Here is a 24,169-nt window from a genome sequence, read left to right on the forward strand (position 1 = left end):
TCTCGTGCTCCTCGTGTCTGTCACGGATTTCCGTCGGTCCGGGTGTCGATCAGGCGGGCCAGGTCGGCCAGTACGGGGCGGCCGGCGAGGTCGCGAGGGGAGATCACCCGGTCCAGCGCGACCGCGAGCCGTACCGCCGTCAGGGAGGTGCCGCCCAGGTCGAAGAAGTTGTCGTCCCGGCGGATCCGTCCGGGCGGTACACCGAGTTCCGACGCCCACTCCGCAGCGAGCCGCCGTTCGGCCGGGGTCCGCGGGGCGCCTCGGGAGTCCCGGGCCGGTCCGAGCTCCTCGGCCAGCGCCGTGAGGGCCTTGCGGTCGGTCTTGCCGTTGGCGGTGAGCGGCAGGCGGTCCAGCCGGTGGAAGAACGCCGGGACCATGTACGCGGGAAGCAGGTCCGCGAGCCGCTCCCGCAGGTCATCGGCCGTCGCCGCGCCCTCGCCCGTGCAGAAGGCGGCCAGCTGGCGGCCGTACGCCTCCGCCCCGGTCACCACGACCGCGCAGTCGGTGACGCCGGGCACGCGCAGCAGCGTGTGCTCGACCTCGCCGATCTCGACCCGGAACCCGCGGATCTTGACCTGCGCGTCCCTGCGGCCGAGGAACTCCAGTTTTCCGTCGGGGCGCCAGCGGCCGAAGTCGCCGCCGCGGTAGAGCCGCCTGCCGGGGCGGTGGGGATCGGCCCGATAGGCGAGCCGGGTGCGTTCGGCGTCGTTGACGTAGCCACGCCCCACGCACACCCCGGAGAAGACGATGGCACCCGGGGCGCCGAGGGGCACCGGGCGCAGGTTCTCGTCGACGACGTACTGGTGGACGTTGGCGATGGGCCGGCCGAGCGGGATCCGGTCGGTGGCGGGCGCCCGGTCCATCACCTCGTGGTTGGTGTCGTCGGACGTCTCGGTCAGCCCGTAGGCGTTGACCAGCCGCACGGCGGGGCCGGTGGCGAACCACCGGTGGACCAGCTCTCCGCGCAGCGCCTCGCCGGTGACGGACACGCACCGCAGGTCCGGCAGGTCGCGTGGGGCGCGTTCCAGTGCGGACAGGATGACGTCCAGATAGGAAGGCACCACCTGGAGGACGTTGACGCGGCCCTCGGTGATCCTGTCCAGGAACCGTTCCGCGTCGAGGACGGCCTCCTGCTCGACCAGTAGGGTCCGACCGCCCGTCAGCAGCCCCGCCAGCAACTGCCACAGCGAGATGTCGAAGCACTGCGAGGCGGTCTGTGCCACGACGGTGCCCTCGCCGATGACCAGATCGTCGATCTTGGCGTACAGGTGGTTGAGTAGACCGGCGTGCTCGCACAGCGCGCCCTTCGGCTCGCCGGTGGAGCCGGAGGTGAAGAAGACGTACGCGAGCCGATCCGCCGGTATCTCCAGGCCGAGGTCCGTTCCGTCGGTGTCCCGCTCGGTGATGTCCGGGACGAGCAGCCGCCGGGTTCCGGGGAGCGTCGCGAGCGCCCGGTCCAGCCGCGTGGTGCTGTCCGGTTCGGTGAGGACGTACGAGCAGTCGGCACGGCTGAGCATGGTGGCGATGCGCCCGGGCGGGTGCCCCGGGTCGACGGGCAGGTACACGCCACCGGCCTTGAGGACGCCGAGCACACCGGCCGCCCAGTGGAGGTCGCGTTCGGTCACCACGGCGACCGTCTCCTCGCGGCCGAGCCCCTCGGCCAGCAGGGCGCGCGCCAGCCGGTTGGCCCGCGTGTTGAGGTCCGCGTACGTCCAGCACCGGTTCCGGTGGACCATGGCGACGGCGTCCGGATGCCGGCGCACCCTCTCCTCGAACAGTTCGTGGAAACGGCGGTCCGGGAGCTCGCGGTGCGGCCCCGCCAGCCCGTCGAGCTGGAACCGGAGTTCGTCCTCGGACAGCAGGTTGCGTCGGTCATGAGGGGCGTCGGGACCTGCGGCGATCGCCTCCAGCGCGGCGAGGTGGTATCCCCCGATCCGGGCGGCGCAGTCCGCGTCCAGCAGGTCCGTCCGGTGGCGCAGGCGCAGCACGAGCCCGCCGCCCTCCTCGCCCGCCGAGACACCGAGCAGCACGCTGCCGTCCGGCGGGACGTCGACCTCGTGCCCGACGGGGGCGAACACCGCCTCGGGGCCGGTCCGGGACGGCGCGCCGGTCCCGGACGACAGCACCGCCGCCTCGGCACGCCGGGCGTCCAGCACCAGTCGGCGCCACGTGCCGGGGCCGACCGTCAGCGCGAAGGGCAGCGGCCCGGTCCGGCCCGGAACCAGGTAGCCACTGCGCACGTCCGGATCGCCGGAGAGCAGGGCGAGCACCTTCGCATGGGCCGCGAGGAGGATCGCGCCGAGCGGCACGCCGAGTTCACCGGCCCGCACACGCAGGGCCGCCAGCACACCGTCGGGGACGCTCCTGACCTGCTCGCCGGTACCGGGCACCGGCTCCTTTGCCCATCGGGGCAGTGCCGTGAAGCCGCCCTCCGCCCGGCTGGACCGGCCCTCGGCCCGGCTGTCGTGTCCGGCGGCGCGGGCGTCGGTCGCTGTCGGTGCCATCACTGCGCACCTCCGCTCTCGTCGAGTGCCGGGCGGGCCGGATTCCCCGCCCAGCGGGTGTGCTCGGGGACCGTCTCGCCCTTCATGAGGAAGGAGTCCGCGGCCAGCACGGCCCCGTCACCGACCGTCACGCCGTAGTGCACGAACGCCCCGACGCCGAGAGTGCAGCCGGCACCGAGCCGGATGCGGTCCGACTTGAACGTGCCGTCCTCCTGGGAGTGGCACTGCAGGACACTGCCCGAGTTGAGGGTGCAGTCGTCCCCGATGGCGGCCATGCGGCGCTCCGTCAGCGCGCAGCCGTCGTCGAAGACCCGCGCCCCGATCCGGACGCCCAGCAGGCGCCACACGAGGCACTTGAACGGCGTGCCGTCGAGGACGTGCAGATAGGTCTCGGACGGGACCTTCCAGTACCGCTCGCGACGCCAGAACCGGCGGTCGTAGATCGAGCAGAACAGCGGCCCCGGGGGGTGCACCGCCGTGACGGCCCGCTCGACGAGGACGTAGTACAGGAGGGTGAACGGCAGTACGACGACGTTGGCGAGCGCGAGGACCACGGTGCCGTGGGACGGGTATTTGCTCGCTGCGAGCGAGAAGAGCAGGACGACACAGAAGAAGTACAGCCATCCCGTCAGCAGGTGGCAGGCCATGGTGACGGCGTTGTGCCGGTTCTTGGCCGCGAGGCCGCGGCGCAGACCGCTGCCGTCCTTGAGGTCGTCGAAGGTGCCGTCCCGCGCCACCGACCGCGGGATCTCGAAGCACGGAGAGCCGAGAAGCCCCACGTCGTGCCGGAGCGGTCCGCTGAGGGGAACCGCCACCTTGGTGGCGAGGAGGCAGTTGTCGCCGGTCCTGCCGCCGGCCGGGTAGGCGATCCGGTTCCCGAGGAAGTTGTGCGCCCCGATCGCGGTCGGCGACAGCCGGAACGAGGTGCTGGAGTAGTCGGCGTTCATCAGGGACAGTCCGTCCGCGACCATGGTCCCGGTGCCGACCCTGCTCAGATAGGGACTCTCGTGCTTGACCTGGGTGCCGAAGTTCGATCCGGTCTGCGCCACGGGGGAGAGCCGGTACCCGATCCAGCGCAGGTAGGGGACGATGAACGTGCTGTCGCCGAACAGGCGGGTCAGGGACTTCCTGTTCGTCATCAGGACGATCGTCCGGTGCATGGTGTGGTGGAAGCCGAAGAGCGGGTATGTCCGTTCGGGCCGGACGAACCTGCCCAGCAGCCGCGGCACCGTGGCCAGGACCACGAGCGCGGCGATCACGCCACCGAAGAACACGACGACCGTGACCACCAGCAGGTCGGCGTAGAGCACCGACACCCCGCCGCCCTCCAGTACGGCGGACCCCTCCAGCATCCGGGAGAGCAGCACGTCCAGACAGCCCACGGCCAACGGCACGTACACCAGGAGAACCGTGAGCATGAGCAGGGCGCCGTGCACCGCTCGCCGCGCGGTGCCGCACCGGCCGGGCTCCACCGCCGGGAGGTCGGCGTCCGCCGGCTGGGCCGGAGAGCCGTGCCAGTGCGCACCGTCGGGGACCGCCTGGCCGGTGTGCAGGCAGGACGCGTGCCCGAGCCTGGATCCGTCGCCGAGCCGGGTTTCGATGTCCAGCACCGTCACCTCGCCGACGACCGCGTCCCGGCCCAGGGCGACCGGCCCTGTCTCGATCACACCGTCGACCGCGCGGTAGCAGCTGATCAGGGCGTCCTTGCGCACGAGCGCGCCGTCCCCGACGGTCAGCAGGTCGGTGCAGACCGGGACACCGCGCGACAGCATCGTCACCCCTCTGCCGATCCGCGCGCCCAGGGCCCGGAGAAAGAGGGGGTAGAGCGGCGATCCGACGAACAGGACCACCGGGCTCGACCGGATCAGTGTCTTGACCAGCCAGAACCGGAAGTAGGTGAGGCTCCAGACGCGGAACCGCCGTGGCCTGAACCGGCCGATGAGCAGCCACTTGGCGACCACGGGCAGGGCGCACAGCACGACGAACAGCACGGCGCCGAACACGACGCTGCGCAGGTAGGCGTCGAGCAGATTCGCCTGCGCGGAGATCCATTCGTAGCCCTGGGCGGTGACGGCGCCGAGGAGAAAGGCGTAACCGACGAAGGCCAGGAGCTGGAGTGAGCCGCAGAGCACGCGGTGGGGGCGACCCGTCGGCTCTGCCGGTGCCCTCGGCGTGGGGTGTGGCGACGGGGCGGGCGTCTCGGATCGGGGTTGAGGCGGGGTGCTGTCGAGCAGTCCGGCTGCCAGCCGGCCGGCGGTCGGATGCCGGTAGACGTCGCGCATCGACACCGGCGGCAGGTCCGGCTGTTTCCTCACCCGCGCGCAGAAGTGCGCCATCACCAGGGAGTCGGCACCGAGGTCGTCGAAGAAGTGGCTGTCGAGCGGCACCTCGTCCAGGTGCGCGACCTCAGCCAGCAGCCCGGCCAGCCGCTCGGCGACGACGGACACCGCGACGGGCTCCGGCGGCGCTTCACGGGCCCGGTTCTTCTCCACGAGGTCCCTTCTCGCCTCCTGGAGTTGCTGTCCCGTCATGGAGACCCCCTCGGCCACCTGCTGTCGCGTGCTCTGCCTCGCTAAGGGGTACGTAGCCAGGCAGCCGAGAGATGCGATGTCCGGGCATTCATCTCAGATCGTGAGCGGACGTCTCACCAGATGACGGTCCTCTTCGCGTGGGGTGAAAGGATTCAAGCATCCCTCGGAACTGTGAACGACTCCGCTGCCGCGTCCCTTGACGGCCCTGTGCGATCTCCCTAAATTCCCCTCTACCTAAAACGTTTCACCTCCCGCAGGAAACGGAGACGACCGTGATCAGCAGGAGAGAACTACTGGGAACGGCCGGCGTCGCCGCCGTCGCCACAGCCCTGACCACGACGGGCGCCCATGCCGCCGCCGCGGGCGGAACGGCGAAGGCGCAGGCGGGTGCCGCGCGGCTGCGGGTCACCGCGCCCACCGTCGAGTACGCCAGGCGTCCGCTCGGCATCGACGTGCCGCGGCCACGGCTGAGCTGGCCCCTGTCCGGAGCGAGAACCCAGAGCGCCTATCAGGTGAGAGTGGCCACGACCCCACAACGACTGGCGGACCCCGACGTCTGGGACAGCGGCCGGGTCGCCTCCGCCGAGTCGGCCCTCGTCCCGTACGCGGGACCCCCTCTGGAGCCGCGCACCCGCTATCACTGGCAGGTCCGCGTATGGGACGCCTCGGGCACCGCCTCCCCGTGGAGCGAGCCGTCCTGGTGGGAGACCGGCATCGAGGACTGGTCGGCCCACTGGATCACCGCTCCCGGCGAGCTCGTCGACGCACCCGCCCTGAAGGGGGCGTCCTGGATCTGGTTCCCCGAGGGCGACCCCACCCAGAGCGTGCCCGCGGCGACGCGATGGTTCCGCGGCCTCATCGACGTTCCGGCCGGAGTGACACGGGCCCGTCTGGTCCTCACCGCCGACGACGGCTACACGGCCCACGTGAACGGTGTTCGGGTCGCCTCCGTCGAGGCGGATTCCGCCGCCGACGCGTGGCGCCGCCCCGCCTTGATCGACGTCACGAAGTCCATCGGCACCGGCCCGGGGGTTGTCGCCGTCGAGGCGACGAACGACAAGGAAGGGCCGGCCGGACTGCTGGCCGTCCTCGAACTGACCCTGGCCGACGGATCGCGGCACCTGCTGTCCACGGGAGACGACTGGAGGGCCACGGACACGGAGCCGACCGGAGACTGGACTTCCCGCGCCTTCGACCACTCGTCCTGGCCGGCCGCCAAGAAGGCGGCCGCCTGGGGCGCCGGCCCCTGGGGCGAAGTGGCCCCCGACCACGCCCCCGCGGCACAACTGCGCCACGCCTTCCAGCTCAAACACGGAAAGATCACCCGAGCCCGCCTCTACGCGACGGCCCTCGGCCTGTACGAGGCCCGGATCAACGGGCGCCGCGTCGGTGAGGACCGGCTCGCTCCCGGCTGGACGGACTACGGCAAGCGGGTGCAGTACCAGACGTACGACGTGACCGAACTGCTCTCGACCGGCGCCAACGCGCTCGGTGTCACCCTGGCCGCGGGCTGGTACTCGGGCAACATCGCCTGGGCGGGACCGCACCACTACGGCGAACGGCCCGCCCTCCTGGCCCAGCTGGAGGTGACCTACCAGGACGGCTCGACGCAGCGTGTGACCTCCGGCACCGGCTGGCGCGCCGCGACCGGACCCGTCACCAGGGCGGATCTGCTGGCAGGTGAGGACTACGACGCCCGCCTGGAGACCGAGGGCTGGACCCGCCCCGGCTTCGACGACGGCCACTGGGCACCGGCCGAGGCCGTCGACGACGTCACGGCCGAGCCGGTCGCCCAGCTCGACGCGCCCTGCCGGGTCGAACGTGTCCTGCTCGCCCGCGAGGTGACGGAGCCGAAGCCGGGCGTGTACGTCTACGACTTCGGCCAGAACATGGTCGGCACGGTCCGGCTCACCGTGTCCGGCAAGGCGGGCACCACCATCCGCCTGCGCCACGCCGAGGTGCTGAACCCCGACGGGACGATCTACACGGCCAATCTGCGCACGGCCCGTGCCACCGACACCTATGTCTGCAAGGGCGCCGGCCCGGAAACCTGCGAGCCCCGCTTCACCTTCCACGGGTTTCGCTACGTCGAGGTGACCGGGTGCGACAGCGCGCCTCCCCTCAGCGCGGTGAAGGGACTCGTCGTCCACACGGCGGCCCCGTTCACCATGGAGTTCGACACCGATGCGCCCATGCTCAACCAGCTGCACAGCAACATCACCTGGGGGCAGCGCGGCAACTTCCTGTCCGTGCCGACGGACACGCCCGCACGGGACGAACGGCTCGGCTGGACCGGCGACATCAACGTCTTCGCACCGACCGCCACCTACGTCATGGAGTCGGCGCGCTTCCTGTCGAAGTGGCTGCACGACCTGCGCGACGCCCAGAGCGACGACGGGGCGTTCCCGGACGTGGCACCCAACCCGCAGATCACGGGATCGGGAACGGCCGGCTGGGGAGACGCCGGGGTCACCGTGCCGTGGGCCCTCTACCAGGCCTACGGAGACACGCGTGTGCTGGAGGAGTCGTGGTCGTCGATGCTGAGATGGCTCGACCATCTGCGCGCCCACAGCTCCGGCCACCTGCGTCCCGCCACCGGCTACGGCGACTGGCTGAACGTGCAGGACGAGACACCCAAGGACGTCGTCGCCACCGCCTACTTCGCCCACGCGGCCGACCTCGTGGCACGCACGGCACAGGTACTGGGCAAGGACAGCGCGCCGTACACCGAGCTGTTCCGGGCCGTGCGCGACGCCTTCCGCGCCGCCTACGTGGACGAGAACGCGATGGTGAAGGGCGACACGCAGACCGCGTACGTCCTGGCCCTGTCCATGGGCCTGCTGGCCGAGACCGACCGGGAGCCGGCCGCTGACCGGCTGGTTTCCCTGATCCGCGGCAAGGACTGGCACCTGTCGACAGGGTTCCTCGGCACGCCGCGGCTGCTTCCCGTCCTCACCGACACCGGTCATGTCGACGTCGCGTACCGGCTGCTCGAACAACGCTCGTTCCCCAGCTGGGGCTACCCGATCGACCGCGGCTCCACGACGATGTGGGAACGCTGGGACTCCATCCGCCCCGACGGCTCCTTCCAGGATGCGGGCATGAACTCGTTCAACCACTACGCCTACGGGTCCGTGGGGGAGTGGATGTACGCCAACATCGCGGGCATCGCACCGGGCGAGCCGGGCTACCGCAGGGTCCTCGTCCGCCCACGGCCAGGCGGTAGCCTCAAGCGGGCCCAGGGACGGCTGCACTCGGTACGCGGGCCGATCTCGACGCGATGGACGCTGGACGGCGAGAGATTCAGTCTCTCCCTCGGCGTTCCCGCGAACACGACCGCCGAGGTGTGGATCCCCCTTCGCCGCGACGCCGACCAGGTCACTCATGGGGAAGCGCAGTTGCAGCGAACCGAGGACGGTTGCGCGGTGTTCCTCGCGCCACCGGGCCGGCACCGGTTCGTCAACTGACCGTCCCGGACGAAGGCGCATGCCCGAGGGGTACGGGCCCGGCCCGTTTGCGGCGGGCCGGGGTCCAAGTGCCACACGGGCAGGCTCGTCGCTGCCCTTGGTCCGCGCGGGGTCAGTGGTGCTTGTTGTCGACTGCCCGGAAGCTGCCGACCAGCGCGAACGGCACCACGGCGCCATCGAACACCGTCGTGCCGGGGATGACGCTGCTGGAGTTCCGGGGCCCGATCGTCGCAATGGCGGCGCCGTTGTCGCAGGTGATCCCGGTGAAGAATTCGATGGTCTTGTTGCTCTCGTTCCGGACGTTGAAGCTGGTGGCGGGACTACTGATCACAGCGGTGCACACACCCGGGTCCGCCGAATAGGTTCGCTCGTTGACGAAAACCCGTCCCTCGTCATCGTTCCTGTGGCGGTTGTTGAAGTCCGTCTGGCCGCCGTCGCCTCCGAGGGGCGCGGAGGCGTCGGCATCCTGCATCGCCGGGGCGGACTGCGGGACGGAGCTGGAAGCCGAGGCGTAGTTCACGCCGGTTGCGGCCGCGACCGCGATGCCCACGGACAGTGCGATCGCGACGACGGTCCGCCCGCGCACTCCGTTTTTCCTTTTCTCAGGCATTCCACTCCTCCATCTCTCAGGGATGTCAGCTGAGCCGCCGACCATGATCGAACATACTCATGTCCATTTCTGTCGCCACCTCGGGAATTTCTGAGGGGGCGACAGAAGGGGCCGATCGGGTGCCCGAAAGCCTCGGATCGCGTTCTTGATGAGCCATCAGAAAAGCCTTACCGAAGGCCAGTTGGTAATACTTTTAAGCCGCCCGGGGGACCCGGCTGACGCTCTTTCACACTGGCGCTGGCGTGTCGTGCATTGAAAATGCGCCGTACAGCGGCTAGCGCTCCCATCAGACTTCCATTTGTCCTGTTCAGCGGCCTCGTGGCTGGGATTGCAGCGGGCGTGTGCGTGATGACGTGCCGGAGAGGGCCTTGGGCAGGCCCGCCGCGCGGCTAGGGATTGTCCTGCGCGGCCGCGTCGAGGGCGAGCATCGCCACCGCGCGGGCGGCGCGTGCCGGAGTGCCACTGCCCTGCAGTACGCACTCCGCCGCGGCGCCATCGGCCAGCGTGACCACTTGCCAGGCCAGCGCCACCGGGTCCGCCGCATGCAGTGCCTGAGCCAGCGTGCGCAGCCGTGCCCGCAACCGCGCCTTGTGGTCTCGTACGACCTGCCGCCCCGGATGCCCCACCGGCAACTCCAGACCGGCCCGCACGAACGGGCAGCCGTGGAAGCCGGGGCGCGTGGCGGCGCGGCCGATCCTGTCGAACATCCCTGCCACCTGGCGGCGCGGATCGAGATCGCTCTGCGGGAGCAGCCAGTCCAGATGCGTTTGGTCCCTGAACCTCAACACAGCGACGACCAGATCGTCCTTGCTGGGAAAGTGCCGGTACAGCGACATCTTCCCCACCGATGCGTGCTCGGAGATCACGTCGACCCCGGTCGCCCCGATGCCGTGCTCGTAGAACAGCGCAGCGGCCGAGCGCAGTACCCGCTCACGGGCGTCCCTGGTGCCAACCACGATCCTTACGATACAGACCTGTCTCGCTACCGGACGATACAGACCTGTATCGTCGCCGGGATGATGAACGAGTCCTTCTACCGCCGGGTGGGACCCACCGCGTTCGACCCGACGCGTGCCACCGAGAGCCCCTGGGACCAGTCGTTGCAGCACGGCGGCCCGCCATCCGCGCTCCTGCTCGGTGAGATAGAAAAGGCGGTGGCCGGCCAGGGGCGGATCACGGCGGCCCAGATCGACTTCCTCGGCGCGATCCCCCGCGAGACCGGCGAGGTCGCGGTGCGCACGCTCCGTCCCGGTCGCCGGGTCCGCCTCGACGCGGCCACGCTGACGATCGGCGGCAGGGTGGTGGCGGAAGCCAGGTGCTGGACGATGACCACGAGCGCGGGTGCGGACCGGCGCGTCGAGCACCGCTCGTCGCCGTTGCCCCCCATCCCGGCTGCCATGCCGGATCCGCCCTTCCCCGGCTTCCCGGACGCCTGGCACTATCCCGACGCGATCGAGTGGCGGTTCGTCCACGGCGATGGCGGGCAGCCGGGGCCTGCCGCGGTCTGGACCCGGGTCCGCGTCCCGGTGGTCGAGGGTGAGGCCGCAACCCCGTTGCAGCGCCTGGCGGTGGTCGCCGACTCGGCGAACGGCATCTCCAGCGAGCTCGCGCTGGATCGCTTCCTGTTCGTGCCTACGGCTCTGCAGTTGAGTCTGCACCGGCATCCTGCGGGGGAGTGGATCTTGCTGGACGCCCGTACCTCACTGTCCGGAGACGGGATCGGGGCCACGGTGACGGGCCTGCACGACGTGTCCGGGACGCTCGGCACCGCGACCCAGCCGCTCCTCGTCGAACCCCGCTAGCCGGCCTGCCGGCCAGCGGTCAGGGCATCGGCCCGGGACCTGCGGGGGCAGGCAGATCCGGACGTCAGCCGGGCAGTCCCCAGAACGCCCCGTGTAGGCCGACCTCGGCAAAGGAGGCGGGGGCCGAGGCGGGGTCGCGGCGGGTGTAGCCCGGCTCCAGGCGCCCGGTGTACCAGTCGCCGACGAACCGCCACAGGGTGCCCGGACCCATAATGCAGCCGCGCTCCTGGCCCGTCCGCCGCAGCCGGGTGTCGACACAGTCGGTGGAGCGGAACAGGCGCTGGAGCAAAGCGGCCGACCTGCGGCGGAGTCGGCCTCTGCGAGGGGCTTGTGCAGGCCATCGCCCCGCGGGCCGAGGCAGGTATGACCTCTTGCACAGTCTGCCTTGCCCCGCACGGGGTACCTCTTGGCCCGGCGGTCGTGGCGGAACGAGACGCAGCCGTGGCGGAACGAGAGCGGGAGGGAAGATGGCCGAAGCCGCTGCAGGAGCACAGCGCACACAGGCGGCACCCCAGAGCCGGCTGGCCCGGGTGAGGCAGTGGTTCGGCCGGGCGGGTTCGGACGGGCACGAGCGGCACACCCTGGCCCTCATCGGCAAGAGCACCCTCGCGGCTGCCGTCTCGTGGGTGATCGCGCACGATGTCATGGCCGCGCAGTCGCCGGCGTTCGCGCCGTTCTCCGCGGTGCTGATCATGCAGGTCACCGTCTACCAGTCCCTCGTGCAGGCTCTGCGCTACGTAGGCGCGGTCGCCGTGGGCGTGGGACTGCAGGGCGTACTGGGTCTGCTGGCCGGCCCCCACCTGCTCACGTTCGTGCTGGTGACACTGGCTGCCCTGGCCATCGGACGGTGGCGGCCACTGGGCTCCCAGGGCTCCCAGGTCGCCACCGCGGCGTTCTTCGCCTTCTCCACCTACGTCGCCGCCACCAGCGAAGCACAGCGCTGGTCCCAGCTCGGCCAGATCCTCGTGCTCGTGCTCATCGGCTGCGGCATCGGCGTCGTGGTGAACATGCTGGTGCTGCCTCCCCTGCGCTACCGCAGCGCCGAGTACGGCATCCACACCCTCGCCCGCTCGCTGTGCGACCTGGTCGGCGACATGTACCCGGCGCTGCGCGAGGGAAAGCTGGAAAAGGAACGCACCCGGCACTGGCGGCGGCGCGCCTCCCACCTGACACCGATCGTGCAGCAGGCTCAGTCCTCGGTCCACACCGCATGGGAGAGCACCCTCTACAACCCTCGACGCCTGTGGCGCCGTCACCGCCACCGCACGTCCTTCGACGGCTACCAGGCCGTCGTCGACGCCCTGGAACGCGTCTCCCACCAGGTGGCCTCCACGACCCGCAGCCTCGACCAGTGGCACGATGCCGCCGTCAGCCAGGACTACGTCGACTTCGCCCGCGCCTACGGCGACTTCCTGGCCTCCCTCGCCCACATCGCCGAGCTGCTCGGCCAGGTCGACGAAGACCGGCTGCAAGATCAGGCCCAGGAGTTGTGTGAGGCCGCCGCGGAAGCTCAGCGGTGCCGCGCCCGGCTGGAGGACGAAGCCCGCGACGGTGCCCTCCCGCTCAGCGACCCCGGCCAGCCGTACGGCATCCTCATGGCCGAGGCCAGTCGCCTGACGGACGAGTTCCAGCACACCTGCGACGTACTCAAGCACGGCGTCGACGAAGCCCAGGCCACATCCACGACCCCCGGTGTCGGTGCCTGAGGACAACGACGGACTCCTTCCAGCGGCTCGACGCGTCGTTGAAGGAGGCCCGCATCGGTCAGGGACCGAGGAGTTCCGCTCCTGACGGACCCTCGCGGCCCAGCACTCAAGATCACATGACGACAGCCCCTAGGCACCTGTGCCGTGTCCCTGCGGCGGCCAGTCGGGGGCGGGGTCTTGGGGGAGGAGCGGCCGGAGGGCGCCGAGAACCGCGCCGACGCAGACGTCCCTCAGTTGGCTGCGGGTACAGGTCTCGTGGGTGAGCCAGTCGACGCAGAGGACCTGGACGAAGACCAGCCAGCTTTTCAGGACGCCGGACACCGCCTCGCGTGCGCTCTCGTCCGCGAGGGGGAGTACGGCCAGCAGCCGTGTACGGAGTGCGTCCAGCTCGTTCGTCATGATGGTCTGGATCACCGGGTCGCCTGCGAGGACCCGGTTCGCGGCGAGGACGGCGTTGCGGTTCGCCACGAAGTAGTCGAGATGGACGTCCATACCCTGGGTCAGCTGTTCCACCAGGGAGTCGGCGGGGTCGAGCCGTGTGTCTGCGAGCAGTTGGTCCGCCGCCTGCTGGTAGACGGCCGCGAAGAGGGCGTGCTTGCTGGGGAAGTGACGGTAGAGCAAGGCTCTGGAGACGCCGGCCTCCTCGGCGACCGCTTCCATCAGCACGTCGGCGTAGGGATGCGCGGCGAAGAGCCGTGCGCCGACGGCGAGAAGTTGTTCTCGGCGGGCGGCGGGGGTGAGTCGCTGACGGGAAGGCACGGACGCAGTCTAGTTGACATGGGTCTACTAGTGCGGCCATCTTAGTAGACGCATGTCAACTAAGCTCTGCCGAGGCGGCTTGGAGGGACTATGGCCAGGGTTTTGCGCGCACTCACACAGGTGATGGGCTGGGCCTGTGTGATGATCGGTCTGTTCCATGTGGCACTCGGCAACGCGGCGATCCCTGGCGCTGCGTCCGCCGGCGCGACGGTCGACAGCTGGGGCCGGTTCATGGGGGCCAGCTTCGTCGGCTACGGGCTGGCCTGGCTCTGGGCCGCGCGGCAGCGTCCGATCCCGGCTCCGGCGGTGCGATGGCTGGCCGGCGTTTTCCTGCTGGGCGGCGTGGGCCGACTGCTCTCGCTCGCCGTGCACGGCTGGCCGCAGTGGTTCCAGATCGCGCTGACGGTGATCGAGCTCGGCCTGCCTCCGGTCTTCTTCTGGCTGGCCGACGCGGAGGAGCGGGCGCGGCGCGGAGATGCGGAGGCCGTGCCCGCGGGGCGATAGACGCGCGGCAGCTCAGACGCGCGGCAGCTCATAAGGGCCGTCGCCCCAGCGCTGCCCGTGAGCGGCCTTGTGATCAGCTATGGGGCCTTACCGCGGAGCGACCGGGTTCCCGGCGCGCTCCGTTTCGTCCTGCACGAGCAGGGACAGCAGGGCGGCCACAGGGAGGCCGGCTTCGGCCGGGTGGCGCAGCACCTTGTCCGGTTCGATGCGGTAGGTGTTGATGCGCCCGTCTCTGGTGTGGGACAGGTATCCGTCCTGCTCGAGGTCGGAGATGATCCGCGCGACGGCGCGCTCGGTGAGCCGGCAGCGGGCGGCGATGTCACGGATGCGGACGTTCGGGTTGTCGGCGATGGTCGCCAGTACGCGCGCATGGCTGGTGATGAACGTCCATCCGGTGTGGGATTCGGGCACTCCGACCATGCCGAGCATTTTAGATGCCGCCGTTGCCTGAACCCAGTTACATGACATACTTTTCAGGTAATCGATGACGTGCTCCCGTGAGGGAGAGCCACAGAAGGAGCCCGAGAGTGCCCTGGGACGAGGCTGTCGCGCCTACGCTCGTGAGCAACGCCGGCGAGAAGCCATTGCCGGATCAGGCCGGCGGACACGCCTCGGGAGGGGCTGCGGCGCTTCAGTACGCGTGGGCCGGGGCCTGGGTCGTAGCAGCCCGCGGCGCCTACGACATGGACTCCATCACGCCGCTCGCAGAGGCGTTGGAGACCGCGGCCAGGAAGCATCCGAAGGTGATCCTGGACGCCTCCTGCGTCACCTTCGCGGACTCGGCTTTTCTGAATCTGCTGATCCTCACCCACCAGGCGGGAACACTGCGCGTGGTGGCGCCCTCGCAGCAGGTTCGGCGCTTGTGTGAGATCACCGGAGTCGACCATCTCCTGGAGATCCGAGCCACGATCGACGAGGCTGCCGCCTCCTGAGCTCAGCTCCTGCCCGCTAGTTCTTCTGCAGGGTACGGGTGACACCCGCGATGACGGCGGTCGTCAGCACCCAGCCGAAGGCGATCAGCAGGTAGGCCAGCCACTGGAGGCCGTCGTTCGGCCAGTACCAGGACGTGCGCTGCCCCAGCCCCCCGATGGGGATCAAGAGGTCGAGTGTGTAGACGAGAGGTTGGAACGGCGGGCCTTCGCCCTGTTTGACCGGGTTGGGGGAGTCAGTGCGGAAGGACAGCGTGCCCATCAGGGTCAATGCGAGGAGCCAGACACCGGCCAGCCAGGGGCGATAGCCGTAGCCGACGGTCACGTCGAGGAGATGACCCCATGCACGGGCTGCCGGGGACAGCGCACGGCGCCGGTGGCGTTGCTTGGCGAGGAGGACGCGGCGGGCGTCGTCGTCATGCCCGGCCTTGCGGTACCAGGCCGCCAACTGCTCGTACGGTTGCGGGTTGTAGCCCGGGCTGCTGCGTATCCATGCCACACGTCGGGCCACGGACTCCCGGTCGCCCACGGCCTCGTGGCGCTCGTCGTTCGGATCCGCCGTCTTGATGGAGCCGTAGACGAAGCCGTCCAGCTCCACCCTCTCCGGCCAGCTGTGATCGTTCTCGTGCAGGTACGACACCTGGGCGCCCCGCAGATCGAGAATGCCGGACGGGGTCCGGGCGAGGGTGAGATCGAGGTCGACGGCTTGCAGATGCATGGCGACCAGGGCCGGGGCGTTTCCGTCGTCGGTCGGCGGGCCGTTCAGGACGGCTCCGTCGAAGGTCACGTTGTCCCTGACCTGCGTGCCGCGCAGCCGCACCGTGCCGTTCGCGGTGAATCCCTCGGAGAACTTGAGCGACGAGGCCATGGCGTTGTCGAGGGTGAGTGCCACGCCGCGTGGACCGGGCCCTTCCAGGCGGGCGCCCTGCATGACCAAGGTGCCTGGCAACTGCGCCCCCATCAGCCGGACTTCTCCGTATGCGACGAACCCGTTGCGGCAGAAGACACCCCCTTCCATGGCCAGGCCACCGGCCGACAGAGCCCACCCGTCGGGTGCGATCAACTCGGCCCCGTTGAGGAGCAGTCCGCCGCTCACCCGGGCGTCGGTGAGCGACAGGGCGGTGCGCAAGCGGTTGAAGGGTGTGGGAGCGCCGCCCTCCACCACGGCGTGCCGCAGGGAGAAGTTCCCCTCGATGCGGGCCGAATCGGCCTCGATGCCGGGTATCCGGCTGTCCGTGAACACAAGGGTCTGCGTCGACGCACCGAGGAGATTCACCGCCTCCTCGAACCAGCATGCCTCCAGCCAGAGGGCGTGGGCGATCTGCGCGCCGGCGAGGTCCAGGCGCCCGGAGATCCGTGCCCCGGTGAGCCTCAGACGCGCCACCGCCCCCGGTTGTCCGGTGTTCGCGCCCAGCAGCAACGCGGCGATCACCGCCGCCCGCACCGTCCGCTCGGGTCCCCACCGTCCGCCGTCGGCTACCCGGTCCTCCTCCGGCGTACCCGTGCGCAGGTCCACCCTCCGCCCCTCGGGAAACGCGTCCCACAGCTCACGCTCAGGTGAAGTCAACTCGTCGTAGGAAAGCACTCATGCAGGGTAGTGATCTTCCTTTGTGCTCGCCTGGCCTCAACCGCACCCGGATCGGATGGATAACCCACGTGAGCGAGTTCCTTCAGGTCATCGGGTGGTCCGGCGGACCGCGCCAAAGGCAAGGCCGGAGCGCAGCACTCCGAGTCGACACCACCGGTGACGGACGCGTCGACATCGTCGGCTTCGGCGGCCCGGGCGTGTACGTGGCCCGGAACCTCTTCCGCCGCTTCAGGACCCGATAGTCCGCGACGGGCCGCCGCAACCCCACCAGGGCGACCGGCCATGGCTCTCGCTTCCGCAACTGACGCGACCGGACCCGGTTGTCAGTGGCGGCTGCGAGGGTGGACGGATGGACCGTGATGAGGAACAGCTGCTGCGCCGCCGGGTCTACGGCGCCGACCACGACAACCCGGGCCCGCGGCCGGACCGGCGCTACGCCGAACTGGTCGGCGGCCCGCTGGACGGCCTGCTGCTCGACATCACCGAGCGGACCCACGGCGAGGTCGACACCGGCGTAGCGCTCCCCACCGAGCTGGGGCAGTTCGGCGCCGGCGGCCGGGCGATCTACGATCCGCGCCCCGGCGACCCGGGGCGCTTCGACTGGACCGGCGACACTCCCTGACCACTCCGGGCCGACTCACCCCTCAACGCCTTGAACCGGGTCAGGCGATGATCGAACGCCGGGTCGCCGGGCCGCGTTCACCGATCAGAGGCCAGCACTGCCGCGAGGCCCTCCCGCAGATCTCTGACGAAATACTCGGGAACCTCCAGCGACGGGAAATGTCCTCCGTTTTCGGGAGACCCCCATCGGACGATTTTCCGGTACCGCTCCTGCGCCCAGGGGCGCGGGCACTTCTCGACGTCGCGGGGATACATGGTGATTGCTGACGGGACGTCGACCCGAAGTTCGGGGTCCAGCGAGTTGTGGCTCTCGTAGTAGATGCGGGCCGACGATGCGCCCGTCCGCGTCAGCCAATACAGGGTGACGTTGTCAAGAACGCTGTCTCGGGAAATCGCCTCGAACGGGCTGTCTTCGGTGTCCGTCCACTCAGCGAACTTGTCCAGGATCCAGGCAAGAAGCCCGACCGGCGAGTCGACGAGCGAGTAGCCGATGGTCTGCGGTCGGGTCGCCTGCTGCTTCGCGTACGCCGCGCGGTGGCGCCAGAAGTCGCGGGTTGCCTCGGTCCACTTGCGCTCGACCGCCGTCAGCCCGTCCGTTGTCAACCCGGGCGGTCCCTCCGCGAACGTCGTGTGGATGCCGAGAACGTGCGCCGGGAACCTGCCGCCGAGGACCGTGGTGATATTGCCTCCCCAGTCGCCGCCGTGGGCTACGAACTTGCCGTAGCCGAGCCTTCCCATCAGTTCCACCCATGCGGCCGCGATCTTTTCGGTTCCCCACCCGGTGGTGGCCGGCTTGTCGCTGTAACCGAACCCCGGCAGCGACGGGACCACGACGTGGAACGCCGGCGCGTCTGGGTCTTCCGGATCCGCCAGCTCGTCCACCACATCGATGAATCGAGCAATGCTGTCCGGCCAGCCGTGCGTCAAGAGCAGAGGAGTGGCATCTGCGCGCCCGGATCGGCGGTGCAGGAAGTGGATTCCCAGACCGTCAATGGTCGTGCGGAACTGGCCGATCCGGTCAAGGCGCTCTTCGAACGCCCGCCAGTTGTACCCGGTGCGCCAGTAGTTCACGACATCGACAAGGTCGGCGAGAGGAACGCCCTGATCCCATCGGCGAGGGTCGGGCGCGGAGCGATAGACGGTCTCAGGCTCCGGGAGACGCGCCGCGGCCAGTCGCGCGCGCAGATCGTCGAGGTCGGCGTCAGTTGCGCGAATTGCACACGCTTGCACGTCGCTTGCTTGCACGTCGCTGGTGAGAGGGGGCATGAGACCTCCTGGCCATCGAGGAACCGGCTACGACCCGTCGCGAACCGTCTATGACGGTTCTAGCAGCCCCCTGAGTCGCGCTGCAACCAGCTATGGTGGTTCCATGCGTGTTGCGTACCCTGACTTCCGCCTCGGTAGCGTGCTGGCGACCAGCTTCACGGGGACGCTGTCGGAGCGTCACGGCAACGCTGTGGAGCGCATTCCCACGCCGCACCGACTCGTCGACTGGCTGGCAGTGAACGGCCTCGCCGTGGATGCGTGCACCACTGCCCAGCTCGACCTCGCTCGGGAACTGAGGGAGTCGATTCACGCCGCCGCGACAGCGGCCGCGCTCCAGGAGGCTCTCCCCGCGTCTGCTGTCCAAGTCATCAACGACTGCAGCGCTCAGGGTCGTGCCGCGGCGCTTTTGACGTCCGAGGGCAAGCGGCGATGGCGGCTCAGCTCGGCGTCCTGCGTGGAAGACGCCCTCAGCGTGATCGCCGCCGACGCGATCAGCATCATCGCAGGCGAACGAGACGGAAAACTGGCCTTGTGCGCATCACAGACCTGCCAAGCCGCCTTCTTCGACACCAGTCGAAGTCGCACTCGCAAATGGTGCGACATGAACACGTGCGGGAATCGTCAGAAGAAAGCGCGCTTCAATGCCAACCAGCGCAAAAACCTTAGATCAGTGGAGTGACCGATACCCTTGCTTTTCGACGTCACCCGAAGTGAACTCGCAGGCATCTTCGCCGAGGATCGCATCGCGACCTTGCCCGCCACGGCCTTCCCGCCCGCCGCCGCGGACACCGAGGGCGCCCGCCTCCTGCAGACCGTCGGCGTCCCCACCGGGACGCTCCTGCTGCGTCAGCCTGACGAGGACGACGGCCTGCTGCCCCTCGTCCGGCACGTCGTCCACATCGAGGACTTCGAGGACGCTGCGGACGCTGCGGGTGACTGGCCCGTCATCGGCTGGCTGCTCAACGCGCACCTCGCCCTCGACCCCGTAGCCGGCAAGGTGCACGCCTTCGACCCCGACGAGGGGACCGTGCAGGAACTCCACACGGACGTCTCCTCTCTGGTCCAAGTCACAGTCCGTTTCCAGCGCCTGCTCGAAGAGTTCACCTTCCGCGGCGACGAGGGCGACGAGGGCGACGAGGAGGCGGACTTCGAGCGCCTGGACGGCGAGGTCGATCGCATCCGCGAGGAGACGAGCGGCATCGACCCGCTCCCCTTCCAGGACGACGAGACCGTCTGGTCGGTAGTGGGCGACGAGATCGCCATGGGCCAGCGTTTCAAGGGCAGCAGTCCGGGAGCCCGCGCCCCGTATCGGCAGGCCAATGGGTGGCAGTACGAAAAGGAGGCCCTATAAAGTCGCTCGGGGGACAGCCGCGGCGACCGTCCCCCGAACAGAAACTGCTGAAGGAGTCTCTGACTCACCCCACCTGCGTCCAGTCTCCGATGATCGCGTCGCCGAGGTTGCAGTGGGAGGCAGCACAGGAGTCCCCTGTGTGCAGCACCCCGCCTGTCCGGCATCCGGGTGACCGTGACGTTCCCGCGCGCACAGCTTCTCGGGCCTGGGAAAGGGATACATCTGCGTCCGCTACATGTGCGTCCCGGGCCGGCAGCTGTCAGGCGGACGCGTCCAAGTGCGTCGCACATTCCGTCAGACCGGAAGGCAGCAGCAGTGAAGATCAACATTGTGGGCCCCGGCAACATGGGCCGCGCCATCGCGACCCGTGCCCTTTCCGGCGGCCACGGAGTGCGCATCGTCCACCCTGACGCCGACCCTGCCCGGGCGCTGGCCGAGGAGCTCAGGCAGCAGTTCCCGGACGGCGAGAGCGACTGGGCCGCTGCGACGGAGCCGGCCGATGTCACCGTGCTCGCACTGTGGTACGACGCGGCATTGCAGTTCGCGAGATCCGCCGGGCCCGCACTGGCCGGGCAGGTCCTGGTGGACATCTGTAACCCCATCGACGTCTCGACCATGGATGGGCGGGTGACACCCCCGGACAGCTCAGCCGCCGAGGAGATCCAGCAGATCGTCGGCACGGACGTGGAAGTCGTCAAAGCGTTCAACACCACCTTCGCCGGCCCTCTGACGGCAGGCCAGGGACATGACCTCCCGCTCGACGTCCTGATCGCCGGAGACGACTCCGCCGCCAAGGAGAAAGTCACGGAGCTCGTTCGCTCCGGCGGGATGCGCCCGTTCGACGTAGGCCCCCTGCGCAGAGCTCGGGAGCTGGAGGCGATGGGATTTCTGCACATCGCCATGCAGCAGCCCCTCCTGCTGAACTGGCAAAGCTCGATCAAGATCCTGCCCTGACCGTTCGCCGAGCAACCGTCGACCGCGGCAAGACTCGGTGCCGAGCCGTCCGCTCCCGTCAGAGCCAGGGCATTGAGGGATGGAGGCCGCCCGGATCGGCGCTAGGTCGGACACTCCGAGCAGGAAGGAAGGTTCATGGAGCTCTTCCCGCCGATTCCGCTCGCCGAATGGCGTGACTGCAAGGAGACGCTGCATCGGTTTGCGCAGGTCGTCGGCAAGATCCGGCTCGCCGCCAGCGTTCGGCGCAACCACTGGTGGAATGTGCCCTTCCATCTCACCGGACGCGGCATCACCACGCGCCCGATGGGGCGGGGCGACGGTGATCCGTTCACCATCGACCTCGACTTCGTCAGCCATCAACTGATGGCCGCTTCGCTGGACGGCACAGTGGTGTCCTTTCCGCTCTACGGGCAGTCCGTGGCGTCCTTCCACCGCGCGACCCTGGACGCTCTGGCTGAGCTGGGCGTCCAGGTGGACATCCCGGCCCCCAAGCCGTTCGACTTGCCTGATGCGGCCCGGCCCTTCGCGGAGGACACCGAGCACGCGGCCTACGATCCTTTGCAGGTCAACCGCTACTGGCGAGTCCTGAGCCAGGTGGCGCTGGTGCTGGAGGAGTTCGCGGCCGACTTCTCGGGCAAGGCCAGTCCCGTGCACCACTTCTGGCACACCTTCGACCTTGCCTACAGCAGGTTCTCCGGGCGGCATGCCGAACAGCCGGCGGAGGCCGACTCGGTCACCCGCGAGGCATACTCCCGTGAGGTGATCAGCTTTGGCTTCTGGTTCGGTGACGACACGTTCCCCGAGCCCGCCTTCTACTCCTACACCGCCCCGGAACCCCCAGAGCTGGCGAAGGAACCGCTCGTTCCAGGAAACGCCAGGTGGGTGGCACGCAACGACAATCATCTGGCCGTGCTCGGCTACGACGACGCCCGCGCCGAAGCAGACCCCCGCACCGCTGTGCTCGCCTTCTACGACAGCGCCTACCGGGCCGGAGCCAGGTGTGCCGGCTGGGACGTGGCCGCACTGGCCTGCCCTGGCGGAATCACCGACCAGCACCTGGCGGCTCCTCCCGGCCTGATGCAAGCCTGACGCCGACCCGGTGATGCGCCACCGCCCCTACGGCCCCGCCGAGTGGGCCCTGCGCACCTTCTCCTACTGGGAGCTTCCCCGACGCGTCCGCGGGGCCGGTCAGGCCGCGTAGACCGGACCCTGCCCCGGGCGATCCCAGGTCGGTGAGGGCTCCGAACCGGGCAGCCCTAGTTGAAGAGCACAGCTACATGGTCGCTGGTCAGGACGGGCTGCCACGACCGACAGCTGGAACGACACGCTCATCCAGCCCCAGCGATGTCCCAAAGCCGTCCAAGGTTCGCATCTATGAGATGGATTGCTTCGGGGCTGCACTTGGAGGGGCGAAGGTCACAGAAGCATATCGGTTGTTTTCGGTCCTTGATCTTCACGGAAGCCTCACAAGTTGGCTACCTTGGTCACTGCGTGCACAATTTCCACCGACACACGGGTGGTTCCGTGCACCCTCGGACGGAAGGAGCGCCCTTTTCCATGGCGTCGGAACGAACCTCGCGCCCCGAAGTGACCGGCTCCGCGGGCAGGACCAATTCCCTGGCCCCGGAGGCCTTCGCTGTCAAGGTCCGGCTCTCGCAGTCTGCTGGTTCCCGTGTTGGCGAGTGAGAGCGAGATGCCGAGCCCTGACGAGGTTCGGCGGCGGATCGACAACCTCTACGACCGGGCCGAGAGCGACACGGGCACCTTCAACGCGACCCGCGCCGCTGCGATCCCGCGCCAGCGGGGCGCGGACACCCGCAGCCGGCCTCAGGGGGACACGGAACCCGCGATCGCAAGCCTTGCCCGGCAGTGGTTCGACGTCGCCCGCGCCAAGCTGGGCCCGACTGTGCCGGTGGCGCAGCCGGAGAGGAGGCTGCCTGTCCGCCCCGACCGCGCGCCTCAGGCCGCACGCCCCGTGCGCCAGGCGGAACGCCCCGCGGAACCCCGCGCCCTCGAAGCGCCCCAGACGCCCACCGGTGCCGCGTGGGAGCTGACCGGCGGATCAGCTCAGGCACCGACCACCGGCTCCGTCCCGAAGCTCTCCGACCAGCGTGACGCACCGGCCGCGGCCGGCGAGTCCCAGCGGAGCGAGAGCGCCTGGCGTTCAGGTGCGCAGTCGGTCCTCAGCGACGTGGCGACGCGGCCGCTGTACGAGCCCGCGCCCGTGCCCGCCCTGGAGTCCAGCCCACTGCCCGGTCTGCAGACCACCGCGGTTCTGCCCACCGTCCCGTACCCCACTGCGGGTACGAACCACGGGGACCTCCCAACAGGCGGAGTGGAGACGTACGGTGCCGGTCCGGCGACCGACGCAACCGCACCGCATGCCACGGCTCTGCCGGCCGATCCAACCGCCTACTACATCCCCGCTCCGGCCGACGTGACCACGGCGACCTATGGCGCAGGTCTGCCGAGCATCCCTGCGTCTGTCCTGGCAGCTCCTGCTCCGGCCGTGCCCGCCGAGCCGGCCACCGCACCCGCCCCCGCTGCGCTGACAACGGCTGCCGCCCCGGCGGAACCGGTTGACTTCACGGCACGCGAAACCCTCTCCGCCACCTTCACGCCCGGCGCCCAGGGTGGATCCTGGCTGTCGCCGGGCGCAGGCCACCGGACCCAGGCCGAGCGGGTGGTCGCCTTCGCCCGAGCCCAGATCGGTCGGCCCTGCGTATGGGGTGCGGTCGGGCCGGGATCGTACGACGCCCCCGGTCTCACCCAGGCCGCGTGGAAGACTGCCGGCGTTGCGCTTCCCCGAACACCCCAGGCCCAGTGGGGAGCGGGAGTGCAGGTCTCGCTTGCCGACGCCCAGGCCGGAGACCTGGTCTTCTTCCACGACGACCTCGGCCACGTCGGCATCTGGAGCGGGGACGGCATGATGGTCCACGCCCCGGGGCCGGGAGCGCTCATCCGCGAGGAGTCGGTGTTCTTCGCCGGCCAGTCGGCGATCAAGGGCGTGGTCCGCCCGGCCTGACGTTCCTCTCAGACCGGTTGGTGTTGCGGGGTGCCGGTGTTCCTCATGCACGTTCCGTCCCTCGGGACTGGGCAGGGCTGCCCTGTGCGCAGCCCCGAGGGGTGGAGCCTGACGAGAAGGTCGAGGGGAAGCGGCCGAGTGACAATGACGTAGGCGCTACGGCGATCACGAACGCGCTGTTGATGGTCCTCACGAATCGAACGCGGCCAGGACCGTAGCAACATCAGGGCTTCCTCCAACTCGAACGCGTCATGCGCGGCAGGGTCCCAGTCCACGCGCAGCTCGCCTCTGGCCAGAAGCGGCCGCGGAAAGTACCGATGTCGGGTAGTCGCTGTGCTCGGTGGGGGAGGCGAGCTCGGTGCGGCCGAGGCCGTCGACGTGGCCTGCCCAGAGGTGGACGTCACCGCGGGCTCCACGTACGGATGCCGCGCGCTGCAGCTCGAAGGTGAGTCCACCCATGCGCCTGAACCTTGGTGATTTGCGTACGGACTTGGTTCCAGATCATCGAGGACCGTCTTTCGCCTGCGCGCCGAGCGCCCCTGATCGGTCCCC

At 69.6% G+C, this 24,169-nt stretch carries 20 protein-coding genes and 1 pseudogene; 12 read left to right on the plus strand and 9 right to left on the minus strand.

Translation table 11 applies throughout. The annotated features are described in order from the left end of the window. Nucleotides 1–20: 20 nt before the first annotated feature. Entirely contained in the window at nt 21–2,504 is a 2,484-nt protein-coding gene (locus SSQG_RS37365) for a non-ribosomal peptide synthetase (protein WP_003995201.1), read from the minus strand. Next, complete coding sequence (locus tag SSQG_RS37370; RefSeq protein ID WP_078506994.1) at nt 2,504–5,035, minus strand: Pls/PosA family non-ribosomal peptide synthetase; 2,532 nt, start codon at nt 5,033–5,035, stop codon at nt 2,504–2,506. Before SSQG_RS37370 ends, SSQG_RS37365 begins: the two co-directional genes overlap by 1 nt. A 272-nt stretch (nt 5,036–5,307) precedes the next feature. Between SSQG_RS37370 and SSQG_RS37375 the strand changes: the two genes are divergently transcribed. Continuing rightward, a complete protein-coding gene (locus tag SSQG_RS37375) occupies nt 5,308–8,502 on the plus strand; it encodes an alpha-L-rhamnosidase (RefSeq protein WP_039934475.1) in 3,195 nt (1,064 codons plus the stop codon). Between the two features lie 112 nt (nt 8,503–8,614). On the opposite strand, the gene SSQG_RS37380 is transcribed toward SSQG_RS37375, so the two are convergent. Then, a complete protein-coding gene (locus SSQG_RS37380) occupies nt 8,615–9,088 on the minus strand; it encodes a hypothetical protein (protein WP_003995204.1) in 474 nt (157 codons plus the stop codon). A gap of 413 nt (nt 9,089–9,501) precedes the next feature. Then, nucleotides 9,502–10,068 carry a TetR/AcrR family transcriptional regulator gene (locus SSQG_RS41615; RefSeq protein ID WP_039934476.1) on the minus strand — a complete coding sequence of 189 codons (567 nt, stop codon included), beginning with the start codon at nt 10,066–10,068 and terminating at the stop codon, nt 9,502–9,504. Between the two features lie 60 nt (nt 10,069–10,128). Here SSQG_RS41615 and SSQG_RS37390 point away from each other — a divergent pair, with 60 nt between their 5' ends. Continuing rightward, complete coding sequence (locus SSQG_RS37390; protein WP_003995206.1) at nt 10,129–10,914, plus strand: thioesterase family protein; 786 nt, start codon at nt 10,129–10,131, stop codon at nt 10,912–10,914. A gap of 64 nt (nt 10,915–10,978) precedes the next feature. Here the strand turns inward: SSQG_RS37390 and SSQG_RS41200 are convergent, their stop codons facing one another. Further along, nucleotides 10,979–11,203 (minus strand): hypothetical protein, encoded by a 225-nt coding sequence (locus SSQG_RS41200; protein WP_052310409.1) that lies wholly within the window; start codon nt 11,201–11,203, stop codon nt 10,979–10,981. A 178-nt stretch (nt 11,204–11,381) separates the two neighbouring features. Between SSQG_RS41200 and SSQG_RS37395 the strand changes: the two genes are divergently transcribed. Then, on the plus strand, nt 11,382–12,620 hold the full coding sequence (locus SSQG_RS37395; protein WP_052310410.1) for an FUSC family protein: 1,239 nt from the start codon (nt 11,382–11,384) through the stop codon (nt 12,618–12,620). A 129-nt stretch (nt 12,621–12,749) separates the two neighbouring features. Here SSQG_RS37395 and SSQG_RS37400 read toward each other — a convergent pair whose 3' ends face one another. Beyond that, nucleotides 12,750–13,379, minus strand: coding sequence for a TetR/AcrR family transcriptional regulator (locus SSQG_RS37400; RefSeq protein ID WP_003995208.1), 630 nt, complete (start codon nt 13,377–13,379; stop codon nt 12,750–12,752). A 90-nt stretch (nt 13,380–13,469) separates the two neighbouring features. Here SSQG_RS37400 and SSQG_RS37405 point away from each other — a divergent pair, with 90 nt between their 5' ends. Then, nucleotides 13,470–13,883: a DUF4345 domain-containing protein gene (locus SSQG_RS37405; protein WP_003995209.1), complete on the plus strand. Its 414-nt coding sequence runs from the start codon at nt 13,470–13,472 to the stop codon at nt 13,881–13,883. An 87-nt stretch (nt 13,884–13,970) separates the two neighbouring features. Here the strand turns inward: SSQG_RS37405 and SSQG_RS37410 are convergent, their stop codons facing one another. Next, nucleotides 13,971–14,303, minus strand: coding sequence for a helix-turn-helix transcriptional regulator (locus tag SSQG_RS37410; RefSeq protein WP_039935808.1), 333 nt, complete (start codon nt 14,301–14,303; stop codon nt 13,971–13,973). A 107-nt stretch (nt 14,304–14,410) separates the two neighbouring features. Between SSQG_RS37410 and SSQG_RS37415 the strand changes: the two genes are divergently transcribed. Then, nucleotides 14,411–14,815 (plus strand): STAS domain-containing protein, encoded by a 405-nt coding sequence (locus tag SSQG_RS37415; protein ID WP_003995211.1) that lies wholly within the window; start codon nt 14,411–14,413, stop codon nt 14,813–14,815. A gap of 16 nt (nt 14,816–14,831) precedes the next feature. On the opposite strand, the gene SSQG_RS37420 is transcribed toward SSQG_RS37415, so the two are convergent. After that, nucleotides 14,832–16,397: a hypothetical protein gene (locus SSQG_RS37420; RefSeq protein ID WP_003995212.1), complete on the minus strand. Its 1,566-nt coding sequence runs from the start codon at nt 16,395–16,397 to the stop codon at nt 14,832–14,834. Between the two features lie 149 nt (nt 16,398–16,546). Here SSQG_RS37420 and SSQG_RS43310 point away from each other — a divergent pair. Together SSQG_RS43310 and SSQG_RS37425 are read left to right on the plus strand one after the other, a co-directional pair. Continuing rightward, nucleotides 16,547–16,642: pseudogene (locus tag SSQG_RS43310) on the plus strand (VCBS repeat-containing protein); the annotation flags it as partial. A 107-nt stretch (nt 16,643–16,749) separates the two neighbouring features. Beyond that, nucleotides 16,750–17,022, plus strand: a complete 273-nt coding sequence (locus tag SSQG_RS37425; protein ID WP_003995214.1) for a hypothetical protein — start codon at nt 16,750–16,752, stop codon at nt 17,020–17,022. 77 nt (nt 17,023–17,099) lie between these two features. Here the strand turns inward: SSQG_RS37425 and SSQG_RS37430 are convergent, their stop codons facing one another. Then, nucleotides 17,100–18,287 (minus strand): epoxide hydrolase family protein, encoded by a 1,188-nt coding sequence (locus tag SSQG_RS37430; protein ID WP_003995215.1) that lies wholly within the window; start codon nt 18,285–18,287, stop codon nt 17,100–17,102. Nucleotides 18,288–18,390: 103 nt separating this feature from the next. Between SSQG_RS37430 and SSQG_RS37435 the strand changes: the two genes are divergently transcribed. The 5 genes from SSQG_RS37435 (at nt 18,391) to SSQG_RS38455 (ending at nt 23,617) form a co-directional block, all read left to right on the plus strand. Then, nucleotides 18,391–18,966, plus strand: coding sequence for a CGNR zinc finger domain-containing protein (locus tag SSQG_RS37435; protein ID WP_003995216.1), 576 nt, complete (start codon nt 18,391–18,393; stop codon nt 18,964–18,966). Between the two features lie 9 nt (nt 18,967–18,975). Continuing rightward, nucleotides 18,976–19,638: an SUKH-4 family immunity protein gene (locus SSQG_RS37440; protein WP_003995217.1), complete on the plus strand. Its 663-nt coding sequence runs from the start codon at nt 18,976–18,978 to the stop codon at nt 19,636–19,638. 315 nt (nt 19,639–19,953) lie between these two features. Continuing rightward, nucleotides 19,954–20,592 carry an NADPH-dependent F420 reductase gene (locus tag SSQG_RS37445; protein ID WP_003995218.1) on the plus strand — a complete coding sequence of 213 codons (639 nt, stop codon included), beginning with the start codon at nt 19,954–19,956 and terminating at the stop codon, nt 20,590–20,592. Between the two features lie 135 nt (nt 20,593–20,727). Continuing rightward, nucleotides 20,728–21,681, plus strand: coding sequence for a DUF5996 family protein (locus SSQG_RS37450; protein WP_003995219.1), 954 nt, complete (start codon nt 20,728–20,730; stop codon nt 21,679–21,681). Nucleotides 21,682–22,285: 604 nt separating this feature from the next. Further along, nucleotides 22,286–23,617, plus strand: coding sequence for a C40 family peptidase (locus SSQG_RS38455; RefSeq protein ID WP_003995220.1), 1,332 nt, complete (start codon nt 22,286–22,288; stop codon nt 23,615–23,617). Nucleotides 23,618–24,169: the final 552 nt, after the last annotated feature.

Source organism: Streptomyces viridochromogenes DSM 40736, from assembly GCF_000158955.1.
In the GTDB taxonomy this organism is placed as follows: Bacteria; Actinomycetota; Actinomycetes; order Streptomycetales; family Streptomycetaceae; genus Streptomyces; species Streptomyces venetus.